The following is a 17,656-nucleotide window of genomic DNA, read 5'->3' as shown; positions in this document are numbered from 1 at the left end:
ATATAACCTTAACCCAGCGATTAATAGTACCCACAAAGCCAATTAACCATTATTAAATGGATAATTTACTTTCATGCGCCAGCAACCAGACCTTCATATCTAACCCTCCAGCATACCCCGTTAACTTGCCAGAGCTGCCAATCACACGATGACAAGGGACGATTATAGGAATGGGATTTTTACCATTTGCAGCACCGACCGCACGTACTGCCTTTGGGTTACCAATCAAATTTGCAATGTCACCATACGAGCACGTTTCACCATAACCAACACTATTAAGTGCTTGCCATACCGTGCGTTGGAAGTCTGTCCCCTGCATATTTAGTGGCACATCGAATCCTGTTCGTTCACCAGCAAAGTATTCAGCTAACTGGTCGCAACAACGCTTTGTCATCGTATTCGGAGATTGTGGTTGATGCGGCTGTGCATCAAATTCAATCATGCTAACGCTCTTGTCGTCAGCAATGATATTTAACCAGCCAATAGGGCTATTAATAAGTTGGTTGTTCATGACAAAGTATTCCATAAATAAAGAGTTAAATAGCTTCGCCAAGGCGCAGCTAAATCAGCATCGCAAGGGGTATTCACCAGGGCTTTTTTAACGCCGAGATCACCATCGAGGAAAATATCAGGATCACTGAACCCTCGCATCCGCATATAGTTCACCGTCCACGGTCCAATGCCCAGTAGTGCCAATAACGCTTTGCTGTCGCTCAGTGACTGATCCACAGCATAATCTGAGAAAAGACGGATTGTCTCACGTCGACGTTGCGGCATACCAAGACTATCGAGATCAAGTTGATTAACTTGTGATGGTTGCGGAAAGTACAAATGCTGGTCTGTATTTTCAGGGTTCATTGCGACTAACTTAGAGACTAAATTTTTCGCGGCAGTCACCGATACCTGCTGACCAAGTATGGCTCTAATACCAGCTTCAAATGGGCTCCATATGCCCGGTAACCGTAACCCCTCGATAGCAAGTTGCTGATGCCCCGTAGCTTGAGCGATCCCATGTTCAATGAGTTGGATATTTACATCAAGATCTAAACAGCGACGAATATTAGCGATGACTTTCGGCAGCATAGAAAGATCTGACAGCTGTATATCGACCTTAAACTGTGACTTTTCCGGCAAGTGATAAGCTGTAAACCAGCCAGAGCTATGTTCATGGCTAAATGTACGCCCATAAAAATCGTCACCGATCCATTCCAACCCTTCAATTAAACGGGCTGCAAAAAAGCGGTGGATATATTCCCAGCTATAAGGAGGACGATAAGACAAACTGATGGTGATAGCTTTGCCCTGAGTAACACCACCAGCAGTCTGCTTTCGCAATTGAGAAGGAGAAAGAGAAAACTGCTTTTTAAAACAATCATTAAAACGGCGAATACTGTTAAAACCACAAGCTAAAGCAATATCAGTAATGGGTAAACGCGTTTCATGCAGTAGCTTTTTCGCCAACAAACATTGGCTATACAAACCGTATGCTTTAGGCGACAGCCCAACTTCATCACTGAATAACCGACGTAAATAACGATCTGTTATACCAAGTCGATTAGCGAGATCCGTTAATGTGCCATCAGCCAAGGCACCTTGATCGATTAATTTCATAGCGCGTGTTAGCGTCGTGCTTTTCCCCTGCCATGCTGGCGAACCGGGAGCACTATCAGGACGGCAACGTAAACAAGGTCGATAACCCGCTTTGGCTGCAGCAAACGCCGAATCAAAATATTCGACATTCTTTTCATGGGGAGCAGGTGCAGGACAAATCGAACGGCAATAGATACCGGTTGTTTTAACTGCAGTAAAAAACAACCCATCATAACGGTGATCTCGGGCTAACCGAGCTTGCTGGCATTGGGTTGAGGTCATCATAGCGAAAGTCTCGATTGCATAAAGGTAATACAGATAAGTGTATCGCCTTCATCAATCAATACTAGCCATAAACGGCACTCAATTACTTCAGTTTTACAGCTAAGAGATTAGCCAATGCTGTGACCACAATACCGAACTAAAAAGCAATTAGATTTTTCTGATTAAGAAGAGGAGTTTATGTCAGCTATTGCTCAGCTAAAGCATTCATTTATTATTCATTATCTTGCTAGAAGTGCAGTTTAGAGGAGTAATATATTGCCAAATATCGCAATTAACTCAATATTTATAAGTATTATAACGGAATGGAGAAATTACCAATAATTTCATTATCACCATTAACAATTCGACCTTCGCATGTTTTTTCACAGTACGAGAAGTTTACATTATGGCTGTCGACATGGCCTTTTATTAAAACCTGGCGTAATAGTACATCGCTGTTTAATTGATGAATTAACGCATTCCAAGAAACGTTACCTTTAAATATATTAAAATTTACTCTCATTTATTTACCTCACTGTGTGTTGTATTATTTCCTTGGCTGCGTTGTTGAAACCAAAAGCGTTTTCGACCGATTGAACGAGACATAAGTATCCTTAGTTTTATGATCAGAATGATAAAATGCAATAAGTCCAAACTTAAAGATAAGTTTTATCCACTGATGTGCAATATTGATGTGTATTTTATTGATGTGTATTTTATTGATGAAAATGTAACGAAGTAAATATGAGGTATATAGACAGGTATACGGGGTAATACTCTGAAATTTTTATACTTTTTAGTTACAGCATTGACCGTTTAACATTTTAAAGCGGGCGTAAAAGATACGAATATCTCTTACGCCAACTTACGAAATTATAGCGCTACTACGTTAGCAGCTTGCAGGCCTTTTTGACCTTGCTCAACTTCGAAGCTTACTTTCTGGCCTTCAGCTAGAGTTTTGAAGCCTTCTGAAGCGATAGCACGGAAGTGAACGAATACGTCAGCACCGCCGTTGTCTTGAGTAATGAAACCAAAACCTTTCTCTTCGTTAAACCATTTTACTAGACCAGTAGTTGCATTAGACATGTGATGTCCCTTATGTTTTTGAATTTATAATTTTATCGCGAATTTGCGATACGCTGAGAGCATGAATTATTGAATGCTAAAATGAAGCTAAGAGAAACACTAAGGAGAACGACACTAACGAAGAAATTCTGAGGTTTTACTTTTACTTGATATTTCATTAATAACTCTGTCAACAGAGCAAGGCAGATACTACCTCAATACCATTCGTTGTAAAGCTTTATTTCAAATAAAACGTCAAAATCACCACCTCTATCTCATAAAAAAGCATATCGCAGCGATAGATAACGTTGGATAGGTAACGTTGAATTCTGGGCTGACTCTGATAGGCATAGAAGTGTCCTAATACCGCCTAATGATTTGCTGTAAACAATTAGGACACGCTATGGTTGTTAGTATCGCTTATGGGCTGCAACGCCATGTTCAGCACTCAATTATTTAAGCTTCACTGCCGTGCCATAAACTAAAATCTCGCTCGCACCCTGCATGATGGCCGATGTGGTAAAACGAACATTAACGATGGCATCAGCCCCGATAGATTCCGCTTCTGTAATCGCACGGTGTAATGCTTCGTTACGGGCTTCAGTCAGCATTTCAGTATAACCTTTAATTTCACCACCAAAAATGGTTTTGAAGCTCGCCATAATATCGCGACCTACGTGCTTTGATTGCACAACATTACCAGTAACGGTGCCTAGAGTTTCCGTAATTTCCCTACCGGGTATATCAGGTGTTGTGACGTATAACATGGTGGTTTCCTCAGTGAAATATATTCAAATACTGCTAAACATTTCGACCAATTACAATAGTATAGGTTCATTCAAAATTAAAAAAGCCAGTGGCCGTAGACCACTGACTTTTAAAACTCATCATAATAGTTTCAAATAGTCTCCCAAGACGGGATTCAAACTTGTTAGCTGATTAATTAAATGAGTATTTGTAAACGCTGTAACCCGTGTTATCCCCAACACTGCCGGTTTCACTAGTATGATCAACATTTTCTAGTGTTTCTGCATAAGCTTTACCACGCGGATCAGATAAGAACTTCGCAGAGATGCCAGCAGGACCTGTCAGCTTGTAGTTATTAGCATTTTCAAATTGAATCAGAGGCACTTCCTCTTCATGTTCTGCAGCAAGCTCTCGCAAGTATTGATCGACAATCTCACGATTAGAAAATGCAGCATCTTCCAAAACAAGTTCAGCATTATCTACACCAGGAATCCAAGTGTTTGTGGCGCGGTAGTTATTGGTCACAACATAGAAGACTTGGTCGTCATCCATATCAACACCGCCGTAGGTGAAATCAGTGATACGGCGAACGTCGTTTGGAACTAACTCACCATCGTCGTTGTAAATCAGCTCACCAGCGTCATCTACGCTATAACGTGGTTCTTTACCAACGTCGATAGTGTAGCTCATCTCAATCTGTTCACCTTCTGCATCCCAACCACCATAGAAAGCATCGAAGTTATAGCTGCGGAACATTTGGAACAAAAGGTCATCACCGTCTTTGGTAACAGTACGGTATTGCTGAGAAGCGATTGTTTCTAACCATTCTTTCATATCGCCAGCAGTTAGCTTAAGAACAGCAGGAGTATTATTATCAAAGTTATAAAGATCAGCGACACTCGCGTTAGTTAAGAAGTCACCATCAATGTTGGTGTAATCGTCACTACCGTTACGGCCACCTTTAAAGGGTGCAGAAACAGAAACGAGGATTGCCCCCTCTTCTATTTCTAAAGATCCACTCTCAACTTGCTTAACGCCCCAGTTAAATTGCGCTTCATTTACTATTTGAATTGACAAGTCAGGTTCAACTGCAGAGAAGAAGCTATTGATCGGTTGGTCGATAGCAACAATGGCTTCACTCATAAAGTCGACAGTACTGTTATGATCATCTTGTACTGCTGCAATGATGTCTTCTGCAACGGAATCTGGGTTTTCAGGTAAGCCACGCAGTTCGGCAGTACTTTGTGGGTAATTGACGGCCCAGCTTTCCCCACCATCTTCAGTCTGAAGAACGAGATCAATCACACCGACGTTATCACCTAAAGAGCCTGGCATCACCGCTGGTTTGCCGAAGATCTTACCTTTAGGGCCATTTACGCCCTCCATACCATCATAGGTACCAGCTTCGGTTGGGAAGTTATTGTGGTCGTGTCCAAACATAACCGCATCAATACCGTCAATTTGTGCCAGTTCCCATGTAGCATTATCTTGGAATGGCGTTGCATTGTCGCTATTCGTTAGGCCACTGTGAGGTACGGCAACAATGATATCAGCACCATCTTCTATCATTTTTGGAACGTAGTACTCAGCGGTCGTTTTTATATCAGAAACGAGAACTTCACACTCAAGGTGAGTTTTATCCCAGCCCATAATCCCTGGTGGTGTAAAGCCGATCACACCTACTTTAACGGTGTAAGATTCACCATTTCTTGCTTTAAATGTACGGTCGAGAATTTCGTATGGCGCGACGGTGTCGAATGCTGACTCAGCAAAGTCATAAAAATCTTTATATTCAAGACGTGGTGAACAGCTATTTTCAAATGTCCCGTAAGCACCAGCAAGCGATTCATCGTATTTCCAAACATTTGATACAACGTAAGGGAAATTAGCACCGTCGATCGAGTGCTCCATGAACTCAATACCGTAGTTAAATTCATGGTTACCAATATTAGCGGCATCATAATCTAAAAGGTTCATCGCCTTGTAAACAGGGTGACGTCCTTTTTGATCAAAATAATCAAGCCCAAGGTTGGCAACATAATCGGCCATTGGGCTACCTTGAATAAGGTCACCGTTATCAAACAGCATACTGTTTTCAACTTCACCACGAGCATCCCGAATAATAACGGCTGCTCGGGCTAAGCTGAGGTTACTATTTGCTTTATTTTCGAAATAGTTGAATGGCATCATGGTGCCATGTAGATCTGTTGTTTCCATTAAGCGTAAGTCTAGTGTTACGTCCATATCTTTTACGGTGTGGTCATTTGAGCTGCTATTGCAGCCAACTAAACCGGCAATCACACTTGCCAATGCTGCATCTTTAAACTTTTTATTATTAATCAAAACCAGTTTCCAAATTTACTTTCAAAGTATAATTGGGGTGAAGGTTAATTATTTTGTATTTAACAAATATTACAGTTTTTATTTTTACCACTTATCGCTCCCGCAGAATATTATCAACATCAGGAATTACGTGGAGTTAATGGATTACATGAAGATTATCTTACATAAAAGCACTATTTACCTAGCTTATATAAAATCTTCCCCTTTCAGTCATATGATTCAGACTAATCCTCCATTAACTGAAATTACCTGCCGCGTTATATAAGCCGCAACATCTGACATCAGGTAGCTCACTAACCCTGCAACTTCTTCGGGCTCCCCCATACGTTGTAACGGCACTTGTGGCAAAGCATGCTTTTTAACATGCTCATCAACCATACCAGTATCGATCAATCCTGGTGCGACACAGTTGACGGTAATTTTCCGCTTAGCCAATTCAAGAGCCAATGATTTCGTCGCACCAATGACACCGGCTTTGGCTGCACTATAATTGGTTTGCCCACGATTACCCGTAATACCAGATACCGAGGCAAGAGTAACAATGCGGCCACCTTTACGTTTTTGCACCATTGGCATCACACAAGGGTGAAGTACATTGTAGAAGCTGTCGAGATTGGTATGGATCACACAATCCCACTCTTCTTCAGCCATCGCTGGAAAAGCCTTATCGCGAGTAATTCCAGCATTACTGACCACACCGTAATATGCACCGTACGCGGCAATGTCTGCCTCTAACTGTTCACGGCACTGCGCACGATCACTAATATCAAATTGAATAACACGCCCCACACCACCCATCTGCTTAATATCATTCAACGTTGATTCTGCACCCACTTTATCGCTCATATAGTGGACGACAACGGTGAAACCATCTTTGGCGAGTTGGAGAGCAATCGCACGCCCAATACCTTTGCTTGCGCCTGTGACTAAAACCTGTCGAGTCATGATTCATCCCTTTCGCTTTGTGCTTTGCCTAGCATCGAATCAAGCTTCTCTACTGAAGGGACAAACACATTAAGTTGGCATGTTGCAATTTCCTGCTCTTCGCATTCAATTCGGCAACTGAATATCGCCATACCGTCATTTTCCATCAGCCGCTCCGCATAAATATCAAGCACGCTGTGTTCAGGAAATTGGCTCACAGTGGTTTGATAGAGACGACACCCAAGTAAGAAGCCAATTGATGCTTCTTTACCGGCTCGCCAAGCATGGTAGCCCGACCAACCCGCAACAGATTGCGCCATAAATTCAATACCAACATACCCCGGAATGGCCCGCGTTTCAGGTTTGAAAAATAAGCATTGTTCGCTGATGGTTACACGGCAATGTATGTGTTCATCACCAACACCAACCAAGTCGTCGACCAATACCATTGGCATATCATGAGGAAGTAGTGCGTACAATGGTGGAGTGTTAGTCATTAACATACCCAAATATCAAACTAATATTATTACCGCCAAAGGCAAAAGAATTGCTTAGCACCGCTTTATTATTTAGAGCCATCCCAGGGGTTGCCAGCGTAATAGGCAGTGCATCGCTTTCACCGTCGTTCACTTGGTGTGGTAGCGGCAGCCGATAACGTAAAACATGCCAGCAAATGGCAGCTTCCACTGCACTCGCGGCCCCTAATGTATGTCCTGTTAAAGGCTTCGTTGAACTTACAGGTGTACGTAGGCCAAATACCCGTGAGATCGCTTTGGCTTCCATCTCATCATTTAACGGGGTCGCTGTACCATGTGCGTTAATATAGCCAATATCATCTGTACTGAGCTGCGCGCTCTCAAGTGCTTTTCGCATCGCGACCTCAGCACCGTTACCTTCAGGGTGAGGCGCTGAAATATGATGGGCATCAGAACTATCACCAGCGCCAAGTAACGCAATTGCAGGCAGCGAAGGCTCAATGTCAGGAGCTGTCTCTTGAGACAGCAACATAAATGCAGCCGCTTCACCGATATTAATGCCTTTACGGTTTACGCTAAAAGGATTACATAGTGTGCCTGACAATGCCTCTAAACCATGGAAGCCATTTAGCGTCAAACGGCATAGTGAATCAGCCCCGCCAACAATGACGGCGTCAACAATGCCTGCTGACAACAAGCGCCTTGCCGACAAAAATACCCGACCACTCGAAGAGCACGCTGTAGAGATGGTATAAACCGGCCCCTTGAGCTCGAAATAGTCCGCAATAAATTGCCCAGCATTAGCCAGCTCTTGTTGGCTATAGTGATAAGGTTTAGGAAACTGCCCGTTATGCAGATGTTCTATCATGGCCGTTTCACCATCAGCAATACCAGAGGTACTGGTACCGATCACAACAGCCACTCGCTCATGACCAAACTGTGCGATGGCCCTTTGGATCTGCGGCTCTATTTGCTGCAATGCCGATAATGCCAAACGGTTATTACCCGTATCATAGTGCTTAAGACGAGCAGGCAGAGCAGGTCGTCTACCTGTTGCTTTGCCGATTACTGTCTCAAAGTCATCGTTGAGCCAGCCACAACCAGCCTGCATGTCAGGCGAGAAACCATCAGCGAGACATTGATGAATTTGCTCGTGACTATCGCCCAATGCAGAATGAAAGCCGCATCCCCAGATATAAACTGGTGCTGGGGCTATGCTTGGAGTGAATCGTTTAGTGCTGGATATATTCTTTGTCATCGCGATCTCTCGCATTTGTTTAATTTATAGAGTGCTAGGCAACCAGTTAATATAGAGCCCAGTGCTGGCGTTGGATCATGGCAATAAACTTACGTAGGTCTTGCTCTAAGGGTCGATCTTCCTCCACAAAGGAAAACTCTTCTGATACCGCGCTAGCCATGGCTTTTAAGGCCGGACTAAAGTGTGTTGCATCCAACTCATTGTTGCGTGTACGGATTTCAAGTGCCTGAGTTGCCGCTAATAATGACGCCGAAGCGACTTGCTCTGTCAGTTCTAATACCCGCAAACAATCTCGCGAGGCAATGGTTCCCATGCTGACCTTGTCTTGGTTATGGCACTCAGTTGAACGAGAAAAAACACTCGCAGGCATCGTGTGTTTCAACGCTTCAGCGGTCCAAGCTGAAATACCTATCTGCACCGCTTTAAAGCCATGGTTTATGGGTAAACGATCACCCTTCGCCCCCGTTAAGTTGAACGGTAAACCATTATTAAATTTATAATCCATCAACTGAGCCATCTGTCGGTCGAGCAAATCCGCAATATTGGCTATCGCGGTTTTTAACGTGTCCATCGCCATTGCGATATGACCCCCATAAAAATGGCCACCGTGTAGTACACGCTCATTTTCACCATCAATAATCGGGTTATCGTTGGCACTGTTTAACTCATTTTCAATCATTTGCCGTAGCCATGGCAGGCTATCTTGCAATGTGCCAATCACATGCGGTGCACAGCGGAGCGAATAGCGATCTTGAAGGCGGTCGCTGTTACGAGGGGGGCGCTCAGCCTGTAAATCTGAACGCAGCCAGCTCGCAACTTGCTGCTGGCCTGGGTGAGGTTTAACCGCAAACAATGCTTCATCAAAATGGAAGTCGTTACCATGCATTGCCACAGACACCATCGCGGTAATTTTACTGGCAAGCTGGGCAAGATACTCGGCACGTTTAAACGCAATACAGGCTAATGCGGTCATCACTGATGTACCGTTCATCAGTGCAAGCCCTTCTTTAGGCTTCAATTTAATTGGCGTAATATCTAACTGGGTAAATACCTCTGATGTTGCACGAATTTCACCTTTATATAAGACTTCGCGCTCACCGATCAGGGTTGCAGCTAAATACGACAACGGTGTTAAGTCACCGCTAGCGCCAACGGACCCTTCTTGGGGGATCCTCGGTGCAATATCATTGTTAATCAAAGTAACAATTTGATTTAGCAAATCGTGCGTCACCCCAGAGACACCTTGTGATAACGAACACAAACGGGTTGCTAATACTGCTCTTGACTGAAGATGTGATAAATTTTCACCAAGGCCACAACCGTGAAAACGGGTTAAATGTAATGGCAGCTCATCAACCAACTCAGGAGGAATAGCTACCGTACAAGAATCGCCATAGCCTGTCGTTACCCCGTAGATCACTCCTTCTTCTTTAAGAAGACGCTCTAGGAACGCAACGCCTCGATCAATTTTTGCGGTAAAAGCAGGTGAAGTATCCATCTCCGCTGGCGCGCCCTGAGCAATCGCCATAACATCTTCAATGGTTAGGCGATCAGCCCCAAATTTTATTGTTTGTTGAGAATTGGTTGTCATTTTTCTTCCACTTAACTGCCAGAAATTAATTGGTTGTCGCCCATCATCAGCCGGCCAGAGGCGTGCATCCGAACACTGTCGCCGACTTGGCCGGAGCTATAGCAAAACTGTAATTTTCCTTTATCGTGAAGCCATCTCAGCTCCAGTAGAACTGACATCCCAGGTAAGATTGGCTCTTGGAATTTCAGAACTTCCATACCGGTGAAATAAGGGGGGGTATCAAGAAGCTGCACCGCATAAGACACCGCCCAGTCGATCTGACTTACACCCGGCAAAACTGGGTGTGAAGGAAAATGGCCTTGAAAATCCTCGATATCATGATCAACATGTAGTGTTAACCGAGCTGTATTACCGATGATCTGCTGGTCGATAATGGTTGGTTTACGTTTCATCATTTTGTCTTCTTGGGTATCGCGTTAATCAATAAATAGTTGCTCTAAATCGTACATCAGCCGTTTACCCTGACTATTGAGCGGAATTTGCTGTACTACCCTGAGTCGCCTAGGAATACCAACAGGCTCAATCCACTGGCGTAATGCCTGCCGGAGCGTCAGCCAATACTTTCCTTTGCCTTGTTCGTTGATTGCCGTTTGGCCGATAGACGTCAAGGTGATCACTGCAGCAATGACCAAGCGATTTTTTTGCTCTAAAGGCAGTACCGCCGCTTCATCAACCCCATCCAACTGACATAAACGTTGTTCAATTTCTGATAACGAAATCCGTTTTTCTTCAACCTTAATAACACGGTCGATACGCCCTTTAACTTCAAACTGTTGAGGGCTTAGTAGCAGGCATTGATCAGCGGTTTGATACCAGGTTTCTGGGTTAATAAAAGGCGAACGAAGACTCAAGCATTGCTCGGCATTGAGTTGTATTTCAACAACAGGGAAAGCTTGCCAAGGCGTATTGCTGCCTGCTTGCTGCCGATAGGCGATCCCGCCGGTCTCTGTACTACCAAATACTTCTATCGGTAATTGCTGTAGCAAAACGAGTGTTTGCTGCGCCGCTGTAAGCGTTAATGGTCCACCAGATGAAAAGATTGCTCGGTAGCCTTGCGTCGATGGCAGTCCATCTAGCCGCTTTAACAAAGCCGGACTACTGACCAGAACTGAGTCAGAAGAAAGTTGAGCCATAACTTGTTCAGGGTAAACGAAATCATAACGAGCAAAGCCTCGCCCCGTACACAGCGGCCACAAAAGGCGAAATAAAAGACCATAAATATGTTGATGAGAGACAGTACTAACAACTTTGCTATTTGCTGTTTTTACCCCCCACATCGCCTGCAACTGAGAAAGCTCAGCATCAAGTACATTAAGGCTTTTCTGGATTGCCTTTGGTGCACCGCTCGAGCCTGACGTAAACAAGGTTAAGAAAACAGCAGCAAGGTTCAGAGGTTGAAAATCATATTGCTCCTCATCATGTGCAAACAGTACTGTTTCTGATTGGTTTAACAGTAATGCAGGCATGCCGAGTGGCACCTCTACTTTGTTGTCGTGCAAAATAGCATCGAAATGTTGTGTCAGCTCTGCAAGCGCTGCCGGCTGTAAATTACCCGGTAAAATGATATGACGTCCAGTATGTGCCGCAGCCATAAAGGCAACGGCAAACAAGTAGCTATCTTCTGTACATATCGCCCAGCGGTGAGCAGAATGATGCAATAACTGCTGACTTAGCACGTACACATCCGTTTGAAATTGCTCCCATGTGATACAGCCTGACGGACAGAAAGAGACCACACAGGCGGGATCCCGTTTAGTTACCATCAGTTGTGCTAATGAAACAATTTCATTCATATATACCCATCCTAGTGTTGATGTTTACAGCAAATCCATTGCTGTACTGACCACATGCTTTAAAGCTGAACTTTATTGGCAGAGATAAAAGCAGCTAAGTTTGCAACTGACGCAAAATGTTCACGAGTGTTAGAATCATCAGCATCAATAACAACGTTGTACTGCTTTTTAATCGCTAGACCGAGTTCAAGCGCATCAATTGAATCCAACCCTAATCCATCACCAAAAAGCGGTGCTTCAGTTTCAATGTCATCAACACTAATATCTTCAAGGTTTAACACATCAATAATCAGCACTTTTATTTCATTCAGTAATCGTTCCATTTCATTCACCTAATATATTTAGAATATGATTTTTTGTGCTTTAATATAACTAACGATGAAAACTATTAATTTCACACCGTCATTATTATGCTCGCCATTAATTTTAAAATTTATGCCAGAGTGATTATCAAACTAAGTATTGACACTTGTATAAACACGAGTCAATTAACATCTAACCAATTTGGCTTGTGAAGCTTGTGGTAATAAAGCACTTGAAACACCACAGTAATAATTAGTTAGAACAGACAAAGCAATTATTACTCCTAGGCTACAACCAGATATCAAAAACATTTTCTGTACGACACTAAGCCCTCACTATGTACTCAACGTTGCCAATACCAGTACATACTCTTGCCAGCCACAGTCCATTGCACCTTCCCCTCAGCTGAAAGGTGAGATAAAACCGTTAATGTCTGTGGGTAGGTCCCTTCGAGTGTTAGGCCACTTTCAGAAGGCATCGGCTGCCACGATAGCCTTACATTTTCTCCAGCCGTCAATACCATACCAACGGCATAACTTTGATGGCGTACATCCTCATACTGCTCATAAGGTGGCGGCAGTGGCTCATCAAAATCAACAAGCAGTACACGGTGACTAGGGTTCTCATGCAAATAGCCGGCAGCTTCGATTAACGCGTTATGTAGCGTGTGCTCACCAGCGGCAAGCGAAGCTACCGGAATGGCTTGCTTGGTGGCAATCGTAAATAACCCAGCGGCGGTGTTATGCACCGATTGTGAAAAAGCAGTCGGAGAGGCATCTTCACCACTCATGATCCCTTGTAGCAATTTTGCTGTTCGGTTTAACTCACCATGGCGACTAGCAAACACCAAGTAGTCTATGGTTTGACCCTTCGAGGCACTGATAGCCGCCTGTAAAGCCAACTTACTTAATGTACTCATTCTACGTCGCATCATTGGAGGAATTAACTTAAGCGAAGGTTTCTCATTGCTGTCCAATGATCCTTCGTAACTTGTCCAACGCTTCCAAGCTTCCTCGCCAAATAAATCAGGTGAGAATGCATACCAATTTAGAATATTAAAACATACAGAATTCATTTATCAGATATAAACCATAAATTTATAAACTCAGTAAGGTAGGTTATATAATGCCACAAGATTAACTTCTATTAATAATATTGAATTATCCGACAGACAATACCTTTAATAAGCACGCAATGATAAGTTCAAGGAGAAAGTATGAAGCCCGCTGGTAAAACCATTAATTATACTGGAAAATTTAAATAGCGTTTGAAACTCCATGAAAATTATAATTTAGCTATTTTTCAGAATGTCGACATTACGTTTTATTTCATACTCTACTCAATTCAGTCTATTCGAATGAGGTATAAAGAATACAGTATAATGATTCATTGTTGGCTTATAAAAGCCAATATATCAATTGATGATATTGATTTCCTTTTTCAGCAGACGCTGATCCCCAAGACGCTTAATGCTACTATCGTGGTATATCAACCTTACAGGGAGTGTAACATGACCGCCTTTTCTGAATTTATAAAGCATGTGGGTCGAGGTGAGAAAGGACGACGTTCACTCACTCAGCTAGAAGCAAAAGAAGCATTGAGCATGTACCTCGATGGCAAAGCTGAACGACTACAATTGGCGACTTTGCTAATGCTACAGCGTGTACGGTGTGAGACGAGTGAAGAAGCTGCGGGCTATATTCAGGCTCTACGTGAGCGCATACCATCAGAGTGGCAAGATTTAGATGTTGATGTTGACTGGCCTTGCTTTGCTGGTAAGCGTCGCCAGCCACCCTATTTATTGCTTGCTGCAAAAATACTGGCACAAAATGGTATCCGAGTGATGCTCAGCGGTCATGCCGCTGTCGATGCCATCAAATATCAAATTGAAAGTGCCTGCCCCGCACTAGGGATCAAACAAGCGACAACGCCAGAGGAAGCAAGTGAAATCCTTGCCAGAGATAATATCTGTTACATCCCACTATCAGCCTATTGCGACCCATTAATCGAACTATTAGCACTTCGTGATTTAGTTGGATTGCGAACACCATTAAATACTGTGGCGCGCGCGCTAAACCCAACGGCAGCAACGTTTGCCATTCATGGTATTTTCCATCAGGGCTATGAGCAGCTTCACGCCGAAGCCGCACAGTTGGTTGGCGACATGAATATGGTTGCTTTCAAAGGTGAAGGCGGTGAAAGCGAACGTAATCCTCGCACTGCCTGCCGCATTGCAGGTGTTAGCCAAGGTGAACTCTTTAACGAGGAATGGCCAACCTATTTAGAAGGCGCTTCAGGCAAACATGGTGAAATAACAGGCGAGTTTCTCGAACAAGTTTGGCTAGGTCAGGTAGACAATAATTATGGACAACATGCCGTTGTGTCTACCTTAGCCATTATTATTAAAATGATGGGAGTTTGTCCTGATCAAGCTTCGGCACTTGAACAAGCTGAACACTGGTGGCATCAGCGCTTAGCTTAGTAATTTAATAACTTGTAGCCAGAGCCAGAGACAAAAACACCGGCCTAAAGCCGGTGTTTACTTAATTACACTTTCTTAATTACACACTGCTAACTCAATTTAGTCAGCCCGCATAGACAACGATGTCGGCTGTTCAACCTTAAATTCATTCACTTCTGACGCCAGTTCTGACATGCGCATTTTCACCTGGCCCATCTCGTCATGAATATTCGCGATGACTTCCATTGTGTTTCCAGCCAGCTCTAACAAACCATCAACGTCACTATCGACACTACGCGCTGTTTGCGATTGCTGATCAGAGGCTGCGGCAATACTCGCATTATACTGTGCAATCTCATTTACATTGCCAATCAAGCCTTCAACCAGCGATTTGGTTTCAGAAACAACCTGCTGGGTTTCGAAGCTTGCCTCACGGCTCTGTTGCATATTTTGATATGACGTTTTCGCCTCATTCGATATGCCATTTAACAAGTGGCGAATATCCTCCGTCGACTTCTTGCTGCGTTGTGCGAGTGTTCTCACTTCATCAGCCACTACGGCAAATCCACGCCCTTGCTCACCTGCCCTTGCGGCCTCAATTGCCGCATTTAAAGCGAGCAAGTTTGTTTGCTCAGAAATCGCATTTATCGTGTCTAATATTTCCGAAACACTGCCCATTTGTTGTTCAAGTGATTCAATGCATTGATATGTTTCATTCACATTATCGAGAAGGCTAGTTGTTGAAGCTAATGAACGCTCACTGTGAGTGAAGCTAGATTCGGCACTAGATCGGACAGAGTCAGTACTTCGCTGCGCATCATTTGTCACACTTGCGACTTCTTGGCTAGTTTGCGCCATTTCAGTCATGGCCGTTGCTATGCTGTCGCAGCGTGTATGGGTTTGCTCACTGTCACTTCGAGCTTGAGCAATTAATGCCACCATTGCTTCAATCTCGTTTTGAGTCAGCTCAGCAACTTCATGTGCCTTATGTAAGGTTTCTCTCATACTGCTCGTTAAGTGATCAAGCAACCTCGCTATCTGACCAAATTCATCTTGTTGGCCGTCAGACACACGAATAGTCAGATCCCTATTTTCGGCCATCGCTGAAAGCTTACTCGACAAATTCTCAACGCGCAGGGTTATCTGTCGTAACGACATCAGCGTTAACACGACTAATGGGATAATAACCAGTGCAATAATAGCAAAATAGACCCAAAGTATTTGTAGGGTCAGAGACTTATCGTGCGTTACCGTTGCCATCAACTCGGTAGTTATCTGATCGCGAAGTGCTTTAATCATTCCAATACGATCTGTCGCCAATGCAAACCATTGCGAAGCATCAGGCCCTTGGACCGCAGTCAATGATGATTTTTGATCTAAAAACTGTTGCTGAAGCTGCATTACCTGCTGCCATTGCTGGCTCGATGTTATACGACCCAGCTCTGTCGATATGTTACCCGTTAACAACAGCTGAGCCTGACGTAATGCATAATTTTCTGCTTTTATATAACTATCAATTTGCGCATAACGTTCTAAGTCAGTCTGTTTGGCCGCAAAAACACCATTCAGTGCCCCCCTCGCCATCCCTGCCTGCTCTTTAATCACCAATAGCTGTAACAGCCCCTGCATTTCTTGCTTTAGCTCAGCATTGCTAATATGAGACAGCAATATTGATAAATTATCTAAAGCCAACTGGTTCACATTCGAATAATAAGCGAAAGGAGAGTCAATCAAGGTTAGCGTATCCACTTGGCGTCGAATATCTTGCCGTCTATCCAGCTGCTCTCTAACAACACCCATGAGTTGGCGCATGTCATTTTCATTAAGGTACTCGGGTTGAAAGCTTAATAATGCCTGATAAGCCTGATCGGCCGCAGCACGCTGTTTCGTGAGGGCAGCAACTTGTGGCCCTTGCCCCTTAGCACCAAGTACCCCTGCAGTTAAACCACGTTCGACCGCAAATTGGTGTGCCACCTCATCATAGCGATTAAACAATGCTACGGTTTCTTCCGCTATTCGAGCTTCTTTTAAAGAGGAAAATTGAGTCTGTATTTGTAATGAAAGAAAAGTTAACAATAACAGGGTAGGGACAATAAATACGACCTGTAAAGTACGTCGAACAGTTAAGCGACGGAGTGGGTTAAACATAACTAACCTCTTTTTATTTGTGGGAACTTATTATTGAATCAAAACCAATAAAGACTATACCTACAAAGGATTAATATGCCTAATAACCTTTACTTTTATGATGAGAATCAATAACAATTTTTTACTTTTAAGTTGCATGTTCTTTATACCGTCACCATTACTAATATGTTCTATTGAACATCAAGTTACCCACTGATTTTGTGGATAACGCAAAATAATCAATAAAAAACAATATGTTAATAAAATCAATATACCATGGTGACTTTTATTAAAGGTAATAGATGCAGCAACAACAGCTGTAATCTGAGATATGAGAGGAAGGGTAAGACGGGTTACGTTTTTCATGTACCCCTCAGGAATAAACTAATGCAGTACCTTAAAGAACTTAGGTACATCAGTACGTTCAAGAGTCACTACTGAAAGCAAACAAAATGCCTTACAAACCATACATTCACGTGCAAACACCAACCACCGTACCATCATGGGATATACAATTGCTGTGACACCATGACCACTCCTTCCCGCATGCTATGAACTGGCGAGCGTCAAAGCCATCGATTCAGCCCCCCAAACATATAACGACTCCAAACCACTGGGCTACTGACCGATTGGCCGGTATTCACATGTTCTAGTGATCAATGGACAGAAGGCTCCTCAATTTCATCACCTCGATGCATTAACACCTACTCCATA

At 43.4% G+C, this 17,656-nt stretch carries 16 protein-coding genes; 1 reads left to right on the top strand and 15 read right to left on the bottom strand.

What is annotated here, in order from left to right:
* Positions 1-52 precede the first annotated feature (52 nt).
* The 14 genes from L4D09_RS09180 to L4D09_RS09115 form a co-directional block, all read right to left on the bottom strand.
* A complete protein-coding gene (locus L4D09_RS09180) occupies positions 53-511 on the bottom strand; it encodes a methylated-DNA--[protein]-cysteine S-methyltransferase (RefSeq protein WP_428457198.1) in 459 nt (152 codons plus the stop codon).
* Complete coding sequence (locus L4D09_RS09175; protein ID WP_428457197.1) at positions 508-1,875, bottom strand: DNA-3-methyladenine glycosylase 2 family protein; 1,368 nt, start codon at positions 1,873-1,875, stop codon at positions 508-510. Before L4D09_RS09175 ends, L4D09_RS09180 begins: the two co-directional genes overlap by 4 nt.
* Positions 1,876-2,167: 292 nt before the next feature.
* Positions 2,168-2,377, bottom strand: a complete 210-nt coding sequence (locus L4D09_RS09170) for a hypothetical protein (protein WP_428457196.1) — start codon at positions 2,375-2,377, stop codon at positions 2,168-2,170.
* 350 nt (positions 2,378-2,727) lie between these two features.
* A complete protein-coding gene (gene cspE, locus L4D09_RS09165) occupies positions 2,728-2,940 on the bottom strand; it encodes a transcription antiterminator/RNA stability regulator CspE (protein WP_428457195.1) in 213 nt (70 codons plus the stop codon).
* A 431-nt stretch (positions 2,941-3,371) separates the two neighbouring features.
* Entirely contained in the window at positions 3,372-3,686 is a 315-nt protein-coding gene (locus L4D09_RS09160) for a YbjQ family protein (protein ID WP_428457194.1), read from the bottom strand.
* A gap of 172 nt (positions 3,687-3,858) precedes the next feature.
* Entirely contained in the window at positions 3,859-6,009 is a 2,151-nt protein-coding gene (locus L4D09_RS09155; protein ID WP_428457193.1) for a bifunctional 2',3'-cyclic-nucleotide 2'-phosphodiesterase/3'-nucleotidase, read from the bottom strand.
* A 219-nt stretch (positions 6,010-6,228) separates the two neighbouring features.
* Positions 6,229-6,954: a 3-ketoacyl-ACP reductase FabG2 gene (locus tag L4D09_RS09150; RefSeq protein WP_428457192.1), complete on the bottom strand. Its 726-nt coding sequence runs from the start codon at positions 6,952-6,954 to the stop codon at positions 6,229-6,231.
* Positions 6,951-7,430 carry a hotdog family protein gene (locus L4D09_RS09145; protein WP_428457191.1) on the bottom strand — a complete coding sequence of 160 codons (480 nt, stop codon included), beginning with the start codon at positions 7,428-7,430 and terminating at the stop codon, positions 6,951-6,953. Before L4D09_RS09145 ends, L4D09_RS09150 begins: the two co-directional genes overlap by 4 nt.
* On the bottom strand, positions 7,423-8,667 hold the full coding sequence (locus L4D09_RS09140) for a beta-ketoacyl-[acyl-carrier-protein] synthase family protein (protein ID WP_428457190.1): 1,245 nt from the start codon (positions 8,665-8,667) through the stop codon (positions 7,423-7,425). Before L4D09_RS09140 ends, L4D09_RS09145 begins: the two co-directional genes overlap by 8 nt.
* 46 nt (positions 8,668-8,713) lie before the next feature.
* Complete coding sequence (locus tag L4D09_RS09135) at positions 8,714-10,258, bottom strand: HAL/PAL/TAL family ammonia-lyase (protein ID WP_428457189.1); 1,545 nt, start codon at positions 10,256-10,258, stop codon at positions 8,714-8,716.
* A gap of 11 nt (positions 10,259-10,269) precedes the next feature.
* Positions 10,270-10,653, bottom strand: coding sequence for a 3-hydroxyacyl-ACP dehydratase FabZ family protein (locus L4D09_RS09130; RefSeq protein WP_428457188.1), 384 nt, complete (start codon positions 10,651-10,653; stop codon positions 10,270-10,272).
* A 21-nt stretch (positions 10,654-10,674) separates the two neighbouring features.
* Entirely contained in the window at positions 10,675-12,051 is a 1,377-nt protein-coding gene (locus tag L4D09_RS09125; protein ID WP_428457187.1) for an AMP-binding protein, read from the bottom strand.
* Between the two features lie 59 nt (positions 12,052-12,110).
* A complete protein-coding gene (locus tag L4D09_RS09120; RefSeq protein ID WP_428457186.1) occupies positions 12,111-12,374 on the bottom strand; it encodes a phosphopantetheine-binding protein in 264 nt (87 codons plus the stop codon).
* A 323-nt stretch (positions 12,375-12,697) separates the two neighbouring features.
* Positions 12,698-13,429, bottom strand: a complete 732-nt coding sequence (locus tag L4D09_RS09115; protein ID WP_428457185.1) for a beta-ketoacyl synthase chain length factor — start codon at positions 13,427-13,429, stop codon at positions 12,698-12,700.
* 435 nt (positions 13,430-13,864) lie between these two features.
* On the opposite strand from L4D09_RS09115, the gene L4D09_RS09110 reads away from it, so the two are divergent.
* Positions 13,865-14,836, top strand: coding sequence for a glycosyl transferase family protein (locus L4D09_RS09110; protein ID WP_428457184.1), 972 nt, complete (start codon positions 13,865-13,867; stop codon positions 14,834-14,836).
* A 99-nt stretch (positions 14,837-14,935) separates the two neighbouring features.
* Here the strand turns inward: L4D09_RS09110 and L4D09_RS09105 are convergent, their stop codons facing one another.
* Positions 14,936-16,963, bottom strand: coding sequence for a methyl-accepting chemotaxis protein (locus L4D09_RS09105; protein WP_428457183.1), 2,028 nt, complete (start codon positions 16,961-16,963; stop codon positions 14,936-14,938).
* Between the last annotated feature and the right edge of the window lie 693 nt (positions 16,964-17,656).

The sequence above is a fragment of the Photobacterium makurazakiensis genome, assembly GCF_050336715.1.
Classification (GTDB): domain Bacteria; phylum Pseudomonadota; class Gammaproteobacteria; order Enterobacterales; family Vibrionaceae; genus Photobacterium; species Photobacterium makurazakiensis.
The sequence above is the reverse complement of the archived record's forward strand: the minus strand, read 5'-3'. Positions and strand labels throughout refer to the sequence as shown.

Excerpts from the sequence above, each read along its gene's own strand:
- L4D09_RS09180 (WP_428457198.1), bottom strand. The coding sequence starts at position 511 with ATGAACAACCAACTTATTAATAGCCCTATTGGCTGGTTAAATATCATT.
- L4D09_RS09175 (WP_428457197.1), bottom strand. The coding sequence starts at position 1,875 with ATGATGACCTCAACCCAATGCCAGCAAGCTCGGTTAGCCCGAGATCAC.
- L4D09_RS09170 (WP_428457196.1), bottom strand. The coding sequence starts at position 2,377 with ATGAGAGTAAATTTTAATATATTTAAAGGTAACGTTTCTTGGAATGCG.
- cspE (WP_428457195.1), bottom strand. The coding sequence starts at position 2,940 with ATGTCTAATGCAACTACTGGTCTAGTAAAATGGTTTAACGAAGAGAAA.
- L4D09_RS09160 (WP_428457194.1), bottom strand. The coding sequence starts at position 3,686 with ATGTTATACGTCACAACACCTGATATACCCGGTAGGGAAATTACGGAA.
- L4D09_RS09150 (WP_428457192.1), bottom strand. The coding sequence starts at position 6,954 with ATGACTCGACAGGTTTTAGTCACAGGCGCAAGCAAAGGTATTGGGCGT.
- L4D09_RS09145 (WP_428457191.1), bottom strand. The coding sequence starts at position 7,430 with ATGACTAACACTCCACCATTGTACGCACTACTTCCTCATGATATGCCA.
- L4D09_RS09140 (WP_428457190.1), bottom strand. The coding sequence starts at position 8,667 with ATGACAAAGAATATATCCAGCACTAAACGATTCACTCCAAGCATAGCC.
- L4D09_RS09135 (WP_428457189.1), bottom strand. The coding sequence starts at position 10,258 with ATGACAACCAATTCTCAACAAACAATAAAATTTGGGGCTGATCGCCTA.
- L4D09_RS09130 (WP_428457188.1), bottom strand. The coding sequence starts at position 10,653 with ATGATGAAACGTAAACCAACCATTATCGACCAGCAGATCATCGGTAAT.
- L4D09_RS09125 (WP_428457187.1), bottom strand. The coding sequence starts at position 12,051 with ATGAATGAAATTGTTTCATTAGCACAACTGATGGTAACTAAACGGGAT.
- L4D09_RS09120 (WP_428457186.1), bottom strand. The coding sequence starts at position 12,374 with ATGGAACGATTACTGAATGAAATAAAAGTGCTGATTATTGATGTGTTA.
- L4D09_RS09115 (WP_428457185.1), bottom strand. The coding sequence starts at position 13,429 with ATGAATTCTGTATGTTTTAATATTCTAAATTGGTATGCATTCTCACCT.
- L4D09_RS09110 (WP_428457184.1), top strand. The coding sequence starts at position 13,865 with ATGACCGCCTTTTCTGAATTTATAAAGCATGTGGGTCGAGGTGAGAAA.
- L4D09_RS09105 (WP_428457183.1), bottom strand. The coding sequence starts at position 16,963 with ATGTTTAACCCACTCCGTCGCTTAACTGTTCGACGTACTTTACAGGTC.